The organism is Streptomyces sp. NPDC005302 (assembly GCF_040607345.1).
In the GTDB taxonomy this organism is placed as follows: Bacteria; Actinomycetota; Actinomycetes; order Streptomycetales; family Streptomycetaceae; genus Streptomyces.
In genome coordinates this window covers 128,836-143,884 of sequence record NZ_JBEXGN010000010.1, presented here as the reverse complement: position 1 = coordinate 143,884, position 15,049 = coordinate 128,836, and the positions used below count along the sequence as shown (strand labels likewise).

The following is a 15,049-nucleotide window of genomic DNA, read 5'->3' as shown; positions in this document are numbered from 1 at the left end:
GCGGACCTCCCGCCCGGCCGTCAGCCCGCCAGCTCGTGGACGAGTGCGGCGACCTGCTCCACCTCGATGAGGAAGCCGTCGTGCCCGTAGGGGGACTCGATCACCCGGGGCCGGTCGGCCGTGGGGATGCCCGCGGCCAACTCGGCCTGCTGGGTGGGCGGATAGAGGCGGTCGGAGTCGACTCCGGCGATCAGCGTCCTCGCCGTGACCCGGCTGAGCGCCGCACGCGTGCCCCCACGACCGCGCCCGATGTCGTGACTGTTCATGGCCTCCGACAGCGTCACATAGCTGCCCGCGTCGAACCGGCGCACCAGCTTGGCGGCATGGTGGTCGAGATAGGACTGCACCTGGTACCGGCCGCCGTCCAACGGGTCCTCGGTGCCCTGCGGCGAACGGCCGAAGCGGACCGCCAGTTCGGGCTCGCTGCGGTACGTGACGTGGGCGAGCCTGCGGGCCAGGCCGAGCCCCGCGTGCGGTCCCCGGCCGGGTCCTGCGCCGTGGTAGTCGCCGCCGCGCCAGTTCGGGTCGCTCCGGATCGCCCGCGTCTGGATGTCGGCCCAGGCGATCTGCTCCGCGCTCGCCGCCGCCGTGGTGGCCAGCAGGAGGAGCGCGTCCGTGCGTTCCGGGTACGACACCGCCCATTCCAGAGCGCGCATGCCGCCCATGGAACCGCCGATGACGAGCGCCCAGCGGCCGACACCGAGCGCGTCGGCCAGGCCGGCCTCCGCCGCCACCTGGTCACGCTGGGTCAGGAACGGGAACCTGCCGCCCCACGGGAGTCCGTCCGGGCCGGCCGAGGACGGGCCGGTGCTCCCCTGGCAGCCGCCGAGCACGTTCGGCGCCACGACGAACCAGCGGTCCGGGTCCAGGGCGAGACCGGGCCCGACCAGCCCTTCCCACCAACCGGGCGTCGGGTGACCGGGCCCGGCCGGTCCGGCGACGTGGCTGTCGCCGGTGAGCGCGTGCAGCACCAGCACGGCGTTGGACCCGTCCGGCGCCGGCCGTCCCCATGACTCGAACGCCAGCCGTACGACCGGCAGTTCACCCCCAGCCTCCAGGGATAGCGCCTTGTCGCGCAGGTGCCACTGCCGGCGTCCGGGCGGGTCGCCCTCCCGCCAGCCCCCGGAGGCCGACGGGAGGGCGACCGCGGACGGAGCGGACCCGGCGTTCAGGACGCACCCTTCGCCGCGCGGAAACCTGCCTCCAGATCGGCCTTGAGATCGGCCAGGTTCTCGATGCCGACCGACAGCCGCACCAGGCCGGGCGAGGTACCGGTCGCCGCCAACTGCGCCTCGTCCAGCTGACTGTGGGTGGTCGAGGCCGGGTGGATGATCAGGCTGCGTACGTCTCCGATGTTGGCCAGGTGACTGAACAGCTCGACGGCGTCCACGAACCGCTTCCCGGCCTCGACGCCGTCCCGCAGCTCGAACGCGAGGACCGCGCCCGCTCCGCGCGGAAGGTAGCGCCGCCCCGCTTCGTACCACTGGTTGGACGGCAGCCCGGGGTAGTGCACGGCTGCCACCTCGTCGCGCCGCTCCAGCCACTCGGCCAGCGCCTGGGCGTTCGAGGAGTGCCGCTCGATGCGCAGGCTGAGTGTCTCCACGCCCTGGAGGAGCAGGAACGCGGAGTGCGGCGAGAGCGCCGGACCGATGTCCCGCAGCAACTGCACCCGCAGCTTGACCGCGAAGGCGCCCGGGCCGAGCGCGGGCCAGTACTGGAGCCCGTGGTAGCTGGGGTCGGGTTCGGTGAAGTCCGGGAAGCGGCCGGCGTGCGACCCGAAGTCGAAGGTGCCGCCGTCGACGACGACGCCGGCGATGGTGGTGCCGTGTCCGCCGAGGAACTTGGTCGCCGAGTGGACGACGATGTCGGCGCCGTGCTCGATGGGCCGCAGCAGATAGGGCGTCGGCACGGTGTTGTCGACGATCAGCGGGACGCCCGCCGCGTGCGCGACGTCCGCGACGGCCCGTACGTCGAGGACGTTGCCGCGCGGGTTGCCGAGCGTCTCCGCGAAGAGGGCCTTGGTGTTCGGCCTGATCGCGGCACGCCAGGCCTCCGTGTCGTCCGGGTCGTCGACGAACGACACCTCGATGCCGAACCGGGGGAGCGTGTGGCGGAAGAGGTTGTACGTGCCGCCGTACAGGGACGAACTGGAGACGATGTGATCCCCGGCGGACGCCAGCGTCAGGATCGCGAGGGTCTCCGCCGCCTGCCCGGACGCGAGCGCCACGGCCGCGACCCCGCCCTCCAGGGCCGCGACGCGCTGCTCGAAGACGTCCTGCGTGGGGTTGTGGATGCGGGTGTAGATGTTGCCCGGCTCGGCCAGCGAGAACAGGTCCGCCGCGTGCTGCGTGTCGCGGAAGACGAACGAGCTGGTCTGGTAGATGGGCACCGCCCGCGCCCCCGTCGTCGGATCGGGCGCCGCGCCGGCGTGGATCTGCTTGGTCTCGAACGACCAGGCGGAGGTGTCGGGACCGGGCTCTTCGTCAGGGGTGTGCCCCGCGGTCACGGAGTCGATGGGCTGGCTCATGGTTCTCCCTTGTGCGGTGTGCGGTACGGAGGCGCACGCCTGCGCGGGTGTGCGCGAGCGGAGGTGGGGGCGGACGCACCGCGGCGCTGCGCGCGCTGTCCCGCCGGGAACGCGGGCAAGGCGAAGTGCGGTGCCGGTAAAGGGGAGGTGAAGGTGATCGGGCGCGGAGCGGAGGGTCAGCTCACGGCGCGACACGCCGTGGTGGTGACACGCACGTAGTCGACGTGGCGGCGGGTCACGAGCACGGTCATGCGGCCAGGTAACCACAGATGGTCACGGCGCACCAGCGACCCGACATCCCCGCGTGGCCGGGCGAAGGGCGCCCCCCTCGCCGGGAGTTGGCGACTTCGCGCGCCGACCGGATGAGCCGTCGCACGGACCGGACGAGGCGTCGCGGTGACCGGCCGCGCCGCCGCCCGTCGCCGCTGTCCGGGCGGCGCGCCGGGCGGGACCGCCGTCAGCCGGTCGACGCCAGTACCGTCGTCCGTCCTCCCAGCGCGGCGGAGAAGTGGTCCGTGACCTGCTCCAGGGCCTGGGCCGCGGCGAGTGCGACGGCCGGGGCGCCGTCCTCGCCGACGACGATGTCCTTGTCGAGGGTGAACCAGCCGGGGACGATGTGCGACGCGCCCATGGAACTCAGCACGGGACGCAACGCGTAGTCGATGGCGAGGACATGGGCGGTACTGCCTCCGGTGGCCAGGGGCAGCACCGTCTTGCCGGTCAGCGCGTACTGAGGGAGCAGGTCGAGGAGCGACTTCAGCAGGCCCGAGTAGGCGGCCTTGTAGACGGGTGTTCCGATGACCACGCCGTCCGCGCGCTCGAACTGTGCCGTCGCCTCGATGATCGCCGGGTGCCGGAAGTCGGCTCCGAGCAGCGCCTGGGCGGGCAGGGTCCGCACCTCCAGCGGGATCACCTCGTGACCCTGGAGGCGTAGCCGCTCGTCGAGATGACGCAGCAGGCGTGTGGTGCGGGACGTGGGGGAGGGGCTTCCGGAGACGGACAGAATCACAGCCATGGCGGGCCTTCCGGGTCGGGGTTCGGATGCGTCGAGGGGCGGCGGAACGTCACCAGGCGCTCGACCGCACGGTGACCAGCGGGCGCAGGTCGTTGCGCAGCGCTTCGAGGAACGTGACGACCTCGGCGGCGACCGAACGGTGCTGGAGGTCGTTGAGGACGTCGTGGTGCGCCCCGTGGACGACCGAGAGGCGGGCACGGGGCAGCGACTTCGCGGCATGGGCGAGCGCCTCGTGGTCGGCCAGCGGGTCGGCGTCACCGGCGAGAAGCAGGGTGGGCACGCCGGTCCCGCTCTTGTGGGCCGCGGTGAGCACGGTGTCCGGAACCGCGTCGCCCAGCGACCCGCGCCGTACGCCGGCGTCCTGGGTGAGGATCCCCCGGTGGGTCGGGCACGAGGTGCGGATGTCGAGCTCGTCCTCCCAGGTGTCGACCCCGGTGGCGGACTCGGTCGAGGGGCCGGGGAGCCCGGCGAGGACCAGAGCGTCCGGCTCCGGGGCCGGCACCGTCCCGGTCCGGCGGAGCAGCGCGGCGAGCGCGGCGGCCCCCGTGTCCGCCCCGACGAGCACGACCGGCAGGGCGACGCCGTCCTCGGATGCGGTGCCTTCGATCGCGTCCGTGAGCCGTTCGGCGAGGCCGGTCAGGGAGCCGTCCGGGTCACCTGCGTCGAGGACCGGCGCGTCGATCACCCGGACGCGGTAGGCGTCCGAGGCCAGCCGCCGGGCGAAGCGCGTGTAGGTGTCCCGGGTCTCACCGCGGCCGGGCACCACGATGATCGTGCCGCGGATCAGCAGGCCTTCGGGGCCGTGGTGGTCGCTGTACTGGGTCATCTCAGACTCCTGCGGATGCGGGTTCGGCCGTGCGCGCCGGCTGCCAGCCGAGAGCGGGAGCCACCTCGGTCGCGATGAGTTCGAGGGCGCGTACGGCGGCGTCGTGGTCGGGCACTGCGGGGTTGAACTGTGTGATCAGGTCGGTCGCCACGGGCAGGACCTTCTCCTGGCGCAGGCTCTCGACGATCTCGTCGGGATGGCCGTAGAACGTGTGGAAGCGGCGCAGCGCCTCGTCCGCGCCGAGGCCCTTGGGGAAGGCGCCGGCCTCGGCCATGCGCAGCGCCGCCCGGTGGACGTCGTCGCCGATCGCGCGGAGCGCCGTGCGCCGGTCCTTGGCCGGGAAGACGAAGCGGGACAGGCCGATACGCGGCCGGTGCGGCCGGTCCCAGGCGGCGAGGTAGGCGTCGGCCCAGGGACGCTGCACCTCGTCGGTGGGGGCGTCGTATCCGTAGGCGGCCCGGTTGAGCAGGAGATGGGAGCCGCGGCTCGCGGCGTACTCCGCGCCCTGGGCGCTGAACACGCCCTGCCACACGCGGTCGGTGAAGTCGCCGGGCCGCGGCTGGATGCGGAAGCCGGGCGTTCCCACGTCGTCCCGGGACAGGGCCTGGCGCAGGACGTCGAGGTTCTCGCTGGTCAGCTCCCGCTTGCGGCTGACGTCCTTGCCGAAGGCGGCGTACTCCAGGCCGCTCGTCCCGCTGCCGACGCCGATCTCGACACGGCCGCCGCTGAGCGCGTCGACGGTGGCGACGTCCTCGGCGAGCCGGACCGGATCCTCCAGCGGGAGCACGGTGATGGCGGTGCCGAGGCGGATCCGGGTGGTGCGTGCGGCGGCGTGCGCGAGGAAGGTCCAGGGCGAGGACAGGCCGCCGCCTCCGAGGGCGACGTGGTGCTGGGCGACCCAGCCGACGTCGAAGCCCAGCTCGTCCGCCACGACGAAGAGTTCCTGGGCGTTGCGGTAGGTGCGGGCGATGTCCTGGTCGTGTCCCTGGACGTGGGTGAGGAATCCGAGCCGGAAGCGTGGTCGCTCGCTCGTCATGAGGTGATGCCTTTCGGTGTGGGGCACCGCCGGCCGGTGGCGGCGAGAGCCGGCCGGCCGACGGGACCGCAGGAGGAGAAGGCGGAGAAGCGGGAGAAGGCGGACAAGGCGGAGAGGGCGCCGCGGGACGACAGCCACCGCTCGCTAGTCGTTCACGAGCTGCGGCTCGCGCGTGTTGCGGTTGGCCGGGACGGGCAGGCCGAGGTTGCCGCGCAGGGTGTCGGCCGCGTACTCGGTGCGGAACAGTCCGCGCTTCTGGAGGATCGGGACGACGCCGTCGACGAAGAGGTTCAGTTCCTCCTCGGTGCGGAAGGCGAGGTTGATGCCGTCGAAGGTGCCGGCGTCGAACCACTCCTCGATGGTGTCGGCGACGGTCTGCGGGGCCCCGACGAAGGGTGAGCTGCGGAACTGGTTGACCGACTCCGCTACTTGACGCAGCGTCAGGTTCTGTTCGTGGGCCCGCTCGATGAGCTTGGCGGCGCCTGCGCGCCCGCCCTTCTCGGCGAGGTGGGCGACGTCGGGGAACGGCGCGTCCAGGTCGTGCACGCTGAAGTCGTAGGCGCCGAAGGAGCGGCCGAGCAGGGCGAGGTTGCGCCCGAAGTCGTTGTCCTCCTCGAAGATCTCCCGCTCGCGTCGCCGGGCGGCCTCGTCCGTGGTGGCGACGACCGGACCTCCGTGGATGAAGATCTTGATGTGCTCGGGGTCGCGGCCGTAGGAGGCGGTGCGCTTCTTGATGTCCGCGTAGTACTCCTGTGCCTGCTGGAGGGTGCCGCCCGGTGCGTAGATGCCCTCGGCGACCTGCGCGGCCAGGTCGCGGCCCTCCTCGGAGACGCCGGCCTGGAAGATCACGGGCTGGCCCTGCGGGGAGCGGGAGAGGTTCAGCGGGCCGGCCACCTTGAAGTGCTCGCCCACGTGGTCGAGCGCGTGCAGCTTGGCCGGGTCGAGGAAGACGCCCTGGTCCACGTCGGCGGGGAACGCGTCCTCCTCGTAGGAGTCCCACAGTCCCCGGGCGACGCGCACGAACTCCAGGGCGCGGCCGTACCGCGTGCTGTAGTCGAGGTGTTCGTCGAGCCCGAAGTTCCGGGAGGTGCCGGTGTCGAAGCTCGTCACGACGTTCCAGCCGGCCCGGCCGCCGCTGATGTGGTCGAGGGAGGCGAACCGACGGGCCAGGTTGAAGGGCGAGTTGTACGTCGAACTCGCCGTGCCCACCAGGCCGATGTGCCGGGTGTGGGTGGCCACCGCGGACAACAGGGTCAGCGGTTCCAGACGGTTGAGGTAGTGCGCCGGGTAGGTGGAGTTGATGAACTGGCTGTCGACGATGAACAGGGCGTCGAAGAGGGCGTGTTCGGCCGCCTTCGCCAGCCGGATGTAGTAGTCGATGTCGATGCTGGAGTTCTTCGCGACGCGCGGGTCCTTCCACAGGCCGTGCTGGCCGGGGCCGCCGACGCCGTAGGGGTGCAGGGCGAGATGGATCGTGCGGGGCATGGTGTCGGGTTCCTGTCTGTCGGGGCGGGGGCGGGGGCGGGGGCGGGGGCGGATCAGGAGTGCAGGAGGGCGCGCAGGGCTTCGCGTTCGGCCCGGTCGGCCGGCGCGGAGTGCAGGGTGGGCGCCGAGCGGACGAGCAGGCGGGTGTAGGGGTGCCGGGGCCGGGTGATGACGTCGCGGACCGGGCCGACCTCGACCAGTTCGCCCTGGTACAGCACCGCGACGCGGTCGGCGACGCCGGCGACGGAGCCGAGGTCGTGGGAGATGAAGACGAGGGCCACGCCGTCGTCGCGCAGTTCCTTGAGGATCTGCAGGATCTGCACGCGGTTCGCGGAGTCCAGTGCGCTGACCGGCTCGTCGAGGATGACGAGCCGCGGCTCGGTGACCAACGCCCGTGCCACCGCCACGCGTTGACGCTGGCCGCCGGACAGCTCGCCGGGGAGGCGGTCGAGCAGGTCCTCGGAGAGGCGGACCCGGGAGAGGAACGCGCGCACCCGGCGCGCGGCCTCGTCACGGGACACGCCCGCGACGAGCAGCGGTTCGGCGAGCGAGGTCTCGACCGTGAGGTCCGGGTCGAGGCTGCGCAGGGGGTCCTGGAAGACGTACTGGACGACACCGCGGCGGCGCAGGGCGCGCCACTGGCGGGGGCTGTGGGAGGTGACGTCCTCGCCGTCGACGCTGACGGTCCCGCCGGAGGCGCGCACCAGGCCCAGTACCGTCCGCGCCAGGGTGGACTTGCCCGAGCCCGTCTCTCCGATGATGCCGACGGTCTCACCCGGTGTGACGTCGAGGGTGACGCCGTGCAGGGCGCGGCGGCGCCGCCTGCGCAGCCCGTAGTGGACCTCCAGGTCCCTGACCGAGAGGACGGGGTTCGTGGTCGCCCCGGAGGCGGCGGCCGCGACGGACGGCTCGGTGGTGAGGGCGTCGGTGGTGCTCATGCGTCCTCCCCGGGCGCGAGGAACGTGTCGAGCCCGTACTGCTCGTGTTCGGCGATCAGCAGCCGGGTGTAGGGGTGCCGCGGGTGGTGGAGAACGTCGTGGGTCGGACCCTGCTCGACCACCTCGCCCTGGCGCATGACGAGGACCTCGTCGCACAACTGGGCCACCACGGCGAGGTCGTGGGAGACCACGACGAGGGCCAGTCCGGTCCGTTCGCGCAGGTCGGCCAGCAGGTCGAGGATCTCGGCCTGGACCGTCACGTCGAGCGCGGTGGTCGCCTCGTCGGCGATGAGGATCCTCGGTCCCGCGGCGATCGCCGCCGCGATGAGGACCCGCTGGAGCATGCCGCCGGACAACTCGTGCGGGTACTGGCCGTGCACCAGCTCCGGGTCGCGCAGGTGGACCGTGCGCAGCAGTTCCACGGCCCGGCGGTGCGCGGCCCGCCGCTTCAGCCCGTTCTTGACCCGGACGACCTCGGCGATCTGCGCGCCCACCCGGATCGACGGGTTGAGGTACGACGCGGGGTCCTGGAAGACCGCGCTGATCGTCGCACCGCGCAGCTTCGTCCACCGGGCCGCGGAGAGACCGGCGATGTCGGCGCCGTCGATCTCCACCGACCCGCCGGTGATCTCGAAGTGGGTGGGCAGGATGCCCAGGGCGGCACGGCAGGTGAGGGTCTTTCCGCTGCCGGACTCGCCGACGATGCCGACGGCCCTGCCGGGGGTGAGCGTGAAGCTCACGCCGTGCACGATCTCCCGGTCGCCGGCCAGGTCGCCGATGTGGACGTCGCGCACGGACAGTACGGGAGCGGGCAGTTCGGCCGGGTGGGCCGGACCGGGGCCGGCGATCTCCTCGGCCACGGGCAGGAGCTTCTCGGACAGGGCGGTCATCGCACACCTCCTACGGGGGCGGGTTCGGCCTCGCGGCGGCGGTTCGCGCGGGCCTTGCGGTTGTTGACCAGCGCGCGGCCCGCTTCGCCGGAGACATCGCGGATCGCGTCGGCGAGGAGGTTGCAGGCCCAGACGGTGACCATGATCAGCAGAGCCGGTACGACCGGCGCCCACGGCTGGTGACTGAGGTAGCCGAGGTCCGAGGCGAGCAGCCCGCCCCAGGTGGGCGCTGGCGGCTGGACGCCGATGCCGAGGAAGGTCAGGCTCGACACGATGACGAACCCGACCCCGATGGTCTGGGCGAGGGCGACCGCGATGGGCGGCAGGACCTTGGCCCAGACGTGACGCCGTACCACCCAGCCGACGGAGGCACCGGAGATGAGCGCCGCCTCGACGTACGGGGAGCGGGCGACGGAGAGGGTCGCGGCGCGGGCCACCCGGTAGAACAGCGGGGAGACCAGCGCGCCGGTGACCAGCATCGCCTGGGTGAGGCCGTTGCCGAGCAGCGCGATCACGGCGACGGCGAACAGGAGGAACGGCAGGGCGACGAGGGTGTCGGCGAGCCGGAGGGTGATCCACTCGAAGGCCCGGCCGAGGTAGACCGAGAGGATGCCCGGGACGGCGCCGATGGTGAGTGCCGTGAGGGCGACCTCCAGGGCGCCGAGGACGCTGACGCGTGATCCGTCGAGGAGCCGGCTGAGTACGTCGCGGCCGAGGTAGTCGGTCCCCAGCCAGTGGGCACCCGAGGCGGCGGCGAGGGTGTGGTCGCTGGTCGCCAGGGGGTTCTGCGGGGCCAGCAGCGGCCCGAGCAGAGCCAGCAGGGCGACCGCCACGAGAACGGCCACGGCGATCCGGCCGGAGGCGAGGGCGAGGACGCGGCGCACCATGGTCACACCCCCCGCTGCGAGGCCGGCGTGACGCGCGCCAGCACCAGGTTGACGATGAGGTTGAAGGCGACGACCAGGACGATCGACACCACGAGGACGCCCTGCACGGCCGGTACGTCGCCGGCCTGCGCGGAGTCGTTGGCGAACCGTCCGAAGCCCTGCAGTCCGAAGATCCACTCCGTCACGACGGAGGCACCGACGAGGGCGGGGAACTTCAGGCCGAGCGTGGCGAGCGCCGGCCCGAGACCGTTGCGCAGCACATGGCCGAAGAAGATCCGGCGCGGACTCAGGCCCCGGACCACGGCCCCCGTCACGTAGTTCTCGCGGTAGGCGGCGATGAGACTGGTGCGCAGCTGGCGGGCGACGTCGGCGACGACGTCGAAACTGAGCGCGATCGCGGGCAGGGTGATGTGGGCGAGCCACGGCCCGAACCCCTGCTCCTCCGGCACGTATCCGGCGGACGGGAGCAGGTGCAGTCCCACCGCGAAGACCGCGACCAGCACGATCCCGACGACGAAGGCCGGCATCACCGAGATGACGGTGACGAATCCGGTGATCGCCCGGTCCACCCACGTGGTGCGGCGCAGCGCCGCGAGTGTGCCGAGGGCGAATCCGGCGACCACGCCGATGAGCAGGGCGAAGGTCGCCACCGACAGGCTCACGCCCAGGCCGAGTCCGATGAGGGTCGAGATGTCGGCGCCGTTGGTCCAGCTCGTTCCGAGCTGTCCGTGCAGGACGCCGCCGAACCAGTCCGCGTACTGGACCAGGAACGGCCGGTCGAGGCCCCACTGGGCCTCGACCCGGGCGACCGCCTCGGGCGTCGCCTCCTCGCCGAGCTGGATGCGCGCCGGGCTGAGGCCGCTCAGCGACCGCAGCGCGAACGTCACGAACGTCGCGACGAGGAAGACGGGCACGAAGATCGCGATCGACCGGGCGAGGGTGGCCAGGACCCGGAACAGGGTGTGCCGTGTCCTGGCCGCGGCGGCGGGAAGACGGACGTCGGGCGGGGCCGGTGCCTCCGTCGTCGTCATGGGGTGCCTCCTCTCTGTGGTGGACGGAGGGTCAGTTGCCGGAGATGGTCACGCCGGTCCAGTCGATGTGGGCCGGGTTCTTCGGCAGGCCCGAGATGGACTTGCTCTTGGCGATGAGGTTGGGCGAGGAGTACGTGAAGACGAGCGCCTTGCTCTCGAGCCCCGCCCGGGTCGCCGCCTGGAGGACCTTCGTGTAGTCGGGCGAGTCGAGCGGCGTCTGCCGCACCTTGGCGATGGCAGCCTCGAACCCGGCGGGCTCGTAGGGGGTGCTGAGGTTGAGCGGGCCGTCCGGGCCGAAGTGCGCGGTGAGGGTCTGCGCGGCGGAGTCACGTCCTGTCGTTCCGTACAGCGAGAACGTCAGGTCCTTCGCGAAGAACGGGGTGGCCCAGTTCTTGTCGATCTTGATGGTGACCTTGATGCCGACCTTCGCCAACTGCGCCTGGACGATCTCGGCCTGCGGGTCCTCCGCCGGGATGACCAGGTTCAGCTTGATGTCCCCGGCCTGGTAACCGGCCTCGGCCAGAAGCTTCTTCGACTTCGCCGGGTCGTACGCGTAGGCGTTCTCGGACTGGGGGTCGAAGGCCACGTACCCCTTGGGGAAGGGCTGGTTGGTCACCGAGCCGTAGCCGAACGTCAGCTTGTCGACGAACTCCTGACGGTTGACCGCGTACCGCACCGCGTCGACGACCTTGTCGTTGTCGAACGGGGCCTTGTTCACGTTGAGGCTGATGTTGGACGCGTTGAAGCCGGGCTGCACGAACACGTCGAGGCCGGCCTTCTTGGCCGCGTCGGCCTGACTGGGCGTGATGTCGGCGAAGTTGTAGACGCCGGTCTGGAGTCCGGAGACGACGGTGGAGGCGTCGGGCGCTGAGGTCAGCTCGACGTTGTCGATGTGGATGTTCTTGGCATCCCAGTAATCGGGGTTCTTCTTCAGGACCGCTTTCGTGCCCGGGACGAGCTGACTGACGATGAACGGACCCGCGCCGACCGGGTTCTGGTCCAGTTTGCCGGGTGAGGCGGACGCCTTGGGGCTGGCGATCTGCAGGACGCGCTCACCGAGCAGCTGGGGTATCTGGTAGTCGACCTGGCTGAGCCGGATCACCGCGTCCAGCCCCTTGGCCTCCACGGACTTGATGGAGGTCAGGTCGCCGAAGAGGGCCGAGTTCTTCTGCTTCTTGGCCCGTTCGATCGCCGCCTTCACCGCGGCACCGTCGACCGGCGTGCCGTCGCTGAACTTCAGCCCGGGGCGCAGGTGGAAGGTGATCACATCACCCTCGGCGTTGTACTCCCAGCTCTTGGCGAGATCCGGGACGGCCTTCCCGTTCTTGTCGGTGCGGGTCAACGAGGCGTAGACGAGAGCGAGTTCGCGGAACTGCGCACCGCTGCCGCCGACGACCGGGTCCCAGTGGGCGGGAAAGTAGGAGGAGGTCCACTTCAGCGCGGCCGAGCCGCCGCCGGCCGATGCCGCCTCGCCGCCGCAGGCGCTGAGCGCCGGGACGAGCACGGCGGCGAGGGCGGTCCCCAGGGCCGCGGCACGGAGCCGGCCGGGCCGCCGGGCGGAGCGGAGGCCGGTCGCGGGGCTTTCGGGCGTGAGTCGTCCGGACATCTGTTTGTTCTTTCTGCGAGGGCTCCCGTCGGTGCCGGGCACCGGAGCGGGAGCGAGGACGGCGCGCCCCTCGCGGGCACCGCGCGGCCCGGACGGGCATGCCGGCGTGGCTTCGGTGCGCACGCTGGCATGCCGCGCTCAGGGCGTGAGGCGACGGCGGATCGCGAAAGGGGCGGCCGGAAGGCCGAGGGAGGGAGAACGACGAGGCGCTGCGGGGGCGGCGCGCGATGACGGGCGTCGGGCGGCGAACCGGTGGAAGACCGGTGCCGGTGCCGAGGAGAGCGGCGTCAGGCGCCTGGGGGCCGCGGTGGGCGGGCGGTCAGCGACAGAGAGCGCTGCAGGTGCGCCGCAGGTCCACGTAGCGGCACTCCACGCCGGGATGCGTCGTGAGCATGGGCACATCCTGGGGGCCGCGCTCGGCGGCTGTCAATGGACACCAATTGGTGTCTCATTGGGCGGGACGGCCTCTGACCGCTGATCAGAAGCCTGTCAGGACGCCGAGGGAGGGCCCGCAACGAGGGCGGGGTGCACCGCGGCCTCGTCCGGATGCAGCCACAGGGGGCCGTTGCCGGTGTCGACGCGGACCGCCTGAGCCGGGGGCCACGGCCCGTCGGCCAGCAGGTTGCCCTCCGGGCCGGTCAGACTCCGGTACCGGGCGAGCGCCTCCTCGGGAGTCCGCGGTACGGAGTCCGTCGACGATTCCGGGCTCAACTCGTGGACGGCGGCGGCGTATTGCTCGTACGGCCGCCAGCCCGGTACGACGCGGAACGCCGCCGGCGTACGGATCAGCAGGGTCGGCAGCGCATACCGGTGACCCCCGTCCGCGGTCTCCTTCGCGGCGCCGGGGTGCGGCGATCCGCCGGGCACGGACAGCGCCTCGCGCACCGGACGGCGTGCCTCGGCGTGGTCGGCGCGCACCGCGTCCAGCACCTCGGCCGAGGCGGCGTCGGCGGCCAGCCGCTCCTGGTCCAGGCCCGGCACGCCTCGTACCGCCGACAGCGCGAGCGGCGCGGTGTCCGCCGGTTCGCCGAGGACGAAGACGCTCTCCCGCAGCCGCCGCAGCACCCGGTCGGCCACCTCGGTGCCTTGTCGCTCGGCGGCCTTGGCGACCAGCGAGGACGGCCACGAACTCGCCGCGACCCGGCTCAGCCGAGCGGGCCCCGGGGCTCCCGTGTGCGCGCCGACCTCCTCGACGTAGCGCGCGTACCAGGCGGTCTCCGCCGCCGGATCGGGCGCCGGGTCGTCGTCGTGGTCGAAGAGCAGGCAGTACACGCGGCGCCAGCGGACGTGGCCCGCGAGCCCGGCGCGCAGCCGGCGGAACACCGGCTCCGAACCCCAGGCCCACGGACACAGCGGGTCCGTGTACTCGACCACCTCGACCCCGGGGTGCCGGACGGCCTCTGCCCCGGCGGCGGGCGCGGCCGTCACGCGGCTCCCTTGTGGCTGAGCCGTTCGGCCGGCCGGGCGGGCAGCAGCGCGGACAGGGTCGTCCCGCCGAGCACCGCCGCGGCGTCCGCCTCGATCTGCCGCCACACGCCGGGCAGCCCGGCGGCGGGACCGGGGTAGTCCAGTCCGGCCAGCGGCTCGCCCCGCAGGGTGATCAGCTCGCCGTCCACGGCGCGTACGACGTCCAGCAGGGTGACTTCGCCGGCCGGCCGGCCGAGCCAGTAGCCGCCCTCGCAGCCACGCTGACTGCGCACCAGCCCCGCCCTGCGCAGCTCGCCGACGACGGACTTCAGGAACCGGAACGGGATCTGCTGCGAGGAGGCGATGGCCTCGCAGGTGAGCGGTCTGGCGGGTTCGCGGGCGAGCTCCAGCAGCGCCCGGGTGGCGTAGTCCGCCTTCGCGGAGATATGCATGCGGCCATGATGCCCGACAGGGCGCCCGGCACGGGCGCTTCCACCGCTTCCACACCTACATTGCGGGAACATTGCCGCAGGTGAAGGACAATGGACACCTCTTGACATCCTTTTCCGGACGGCTCTAGCGTCGCCCCACATGAGCCAGCCGCTGACGACCCCCGGTGAAGGTTTCCACCCCCATCTCACGGATCGTGCGGGGCCGTCGCCGTCCCCCCTGCGCACCCGCCTGCACCACATCCGCGCCGACGCGCTCGACGGCGACACGGCGCAGAGCGGCGGCATGCGCCGCTTCGCGGCCGTCAGCGGCACCACGGTGGGATCCGAGAAGCTGTGGATGGGCCAGACCCACGTCGCCCCCTCGACCTCGTCCTCCGACCATCACCACGGCGCCTCCGAGACGGCCATCTACGTCGTGAGCGGACACCCGGAGTTCGTGTTCCTCGACGACGCGGGCCCGCAGCCCGAGGAGATCCGGCTGCGCACCTCGCCCGGTGACTACATCTTCGTGCCCCCGTTCGTGCCGCACCGCGAGGAGAACCCGGACCCGGCGGACGAGGCCGTCGTCGTCATCGCCCGCAGCACGCAGGAGGCGATCGTGGTCAACCTGCCGGAGCTGTACGTGCTGCGCACCGAGGAAGAGGCCTGACAGAAGGCGTCCGTCACACCGGACCGTCCGTCCGCGCGCCCCCGCGCGGTCCGGTCCGGCACCGACGGCGCTGAAGCGCGGAGAGTCCCGCCTGTTACGCTCGCCGAGCCTCCCGTGGGGGAAGTCCGGTGAGAGTCCGGCGCTGACCCGCAACGGTGTGCGTGCAGACCTGATGGTCCGTCACGCGAGTCCGATCGCCCACGGGGAGCACGCGACCCGTTGACTGCTCGCCGTGGAATGCGACAGGGGACCGCACGGCCGGCGCGCCGTACGGGCTGTTCACCTGTTTCGGTTCACCAG

Annotated in this window: 14 protein-coding genes and 1 riboswitch; of the genes, 1 reads left to right on the top strand and 13 read right to left on the bottom strand. The window is 72.3% G+C overall.

Annotation, left to right across the window (positions count from 1 at the left end; all coding sequences use genetic code 11):
- Positions 1-20 precede the first annotated feature (20 nt).
- The 13 genes from ABZT74_RS17405 to ABZT74_RS17345 all read right to left on the bottom strand — a co-directional run bounded on the left by ABZT74_RS17405 (position 21) and on the right by ABZT74_RS17345 (position 14,100).
- Positions 21-1,172, bottom strand: a complete 1,152-nt coding sequence (locus ABZT74_RS17405; protein WP_356436105.1) for a homoserine O-acetyltransferase — start codon at positions 1,170-1,172, stop codon at positions 21-23.
- Positions 1,169-2,527 (bottom strand): bifunctional o-acetylhomoserine/o-acetylserine sulfhydrylase, encoded by a 1,359-nt coding sequence (locus tag ABZT74_RS17400; RefSeq protein ID WP_356435828.1) that lies wholly within the window; start codon positions 2,525-2,527, stop codon positions 1,169-1,171. The genes ABZT74_RS17405 and ABZT74_RS17400 overlap by 4 nt, the downstream gene beginning before the upstream one ends.
- Positions 2,528-2,984: 457 nt before the next feature.
- Complete coding sequence (gene ssuE, locus ABZT74_RS17395; protein WP_355879623.1) at positions 2,985-3,542, bottom strand: NADPH-dependent FMN reductase; 558 nt, start codon at positions 3,540-3,542, stop codon at positions 2,985-2,987.
- Positions 3,543-3,591: 49 nt separating this feature from the next.
- Complete coding sequence (locus ABZT74_RS17390) at positions 3,592-4,368, bottom strand: alpha/beta hydrolase (RefSeq protein WP_356435825.1); 777 nt, start codon at positions 4,366-4,368, stop codon at positions 3,592-3,594.
- A gap of 1 nt (position 4,369) precedes the next feature.
- Entirely contained in the window at positions 4,370-5,404 is a 1,035-nt protein-coding gene (locus tag ABZT74_RS17385) for an LLM class flavin-dependent oxidoreductase (protein WP_356435822.1), read from the bottom strand.
- A 144-nt stretch (positions 5,405-5,548) separates the two neighbouring features.
- The gene (locus ABZT74_RS17380; RefSeq protein ID WP_356435819.1) at positions 5,549-6,889 is read right to left on the bottom strand and encodes an NtaA/DmoA family FMN-dependent monooxygenase; all 1,341 of its coding nucleotides are present in this window, start codon (positions 6,887-6,889) and stop codon (positions 5,549-5,551) included.
- Positions 6,890-6,942: 53 nt separating this feature from the next.
- Positions 6,943-7,827: an ABC transporter ATP-binding protein gene (locus ABZT74_RS17375; RefSeq protein ID WP_356435816.1), complete on the bottom strand. Its 885-nt coding sequence runs from the start codon at positions 7,825-7,827 to the stop codon at positions 6,943-6,945.
- Positions 7,824-8,717: an ABC transporter ATP-binding protein gene (locus ABZT74_RS17370; protein WP_356435812.1), complete on the bottom strand. Its 894-nt coding sequence runs from the start codon at positions 8,715-8,717 to the stop codon at positions 7,824-7,826. The genes ABZT74_RS17375 and ABZT74_RS17370 overlap by 4 nt, the downstream gene beginning before the upstream one ends.
- Positions 8,714-9,604 (bottom strand): ABC transporter permease, encoded by an 891-nt coding sequence (locus tag ABZT74_RS17365; protein ID WP_356435809.1) that lies wholly within the window; start codon positions 9,602-9,604, stop codon positions 8,714-8,716. The genes ABZT74_RS17370 and ABZT74_RS17365 overlap by 4 nt, the downstream gene beginning before the upstream one ends.
- A gap of 2 nt (positions 9,605-9,606) precedes the next feature.
- Complete coding sequence (locus tag ABZT74_RS17360) at positions 9,607-10,635, bottom strand: ABC transporter permease (protein ID WP_356435806.1); 1,029 nt, start codon at positions 10,633-10,635, stop codon at positions 9,607-9,609.
- 31 nt (positions 10,636-10,666) lie between these two features.
- Positions 10,667-12,241, bottom strand: coding sequence for an ABC transporter substrate-binding protein (locus tag ABZT74_RS17355; RefSeq protein WP_356435803.1), 1,575 nt, complete (start codon positions 12,239-12,241; stop codon positions 10,667-10,669).
- 489 nt (positions 12,242-12,730) lie between these two features.
- Complete coding sequence (locus ABZT74_RS17350; RefSeq protein ID WP_356435800.1) at positions 12,731-13,669, bottom strand: DsbA family protein; 939 nt, start codon at positions 13,667-13,669, stop codon at positions 12,731-12,733.
- On the bottom strand, positions 13,666-14,100 hold the full coding sequence (locus ABZT74_RS17345; protein WP_356435797.1) for an Rrf2 family transcriptional regulator: 435 nt from the start codon (positions 14,098-14,100) through the stop codon (positions 13,666-13,668). Before ABZT74_RS17345 ends, ABZT74_RS17350 begins: the two co-directional genes overlap by 4 nt.
- Before the next feature lie 139 nt (positions 14,101-14,239).
- On the opposite strand from ABZT74_RS17345, the gene ABZT74_RS17340 reads away from it, so the two are divergent.
- Positions 14,240-14,749: a cupin domain-containing protein gene (locus tag ABZT74_RS17340; RefSeq protein WP_356171570.1), complete on the top strand. Its 510-nt coding sequence runs from the start codon at positions 14,240-14,242 to the stop codon at positions 14,747-14,749.
- A 74-nt stretch (positions 14,750-14,823) separates the two neighbouring features.
- A riboswitch (cobalamin riboswitch) is annotated at positions 14,824-14,970 on the top strand.
- The last annotated feature ends 79 nt before the right edge of the window (positions 14,971-15,049 follow it).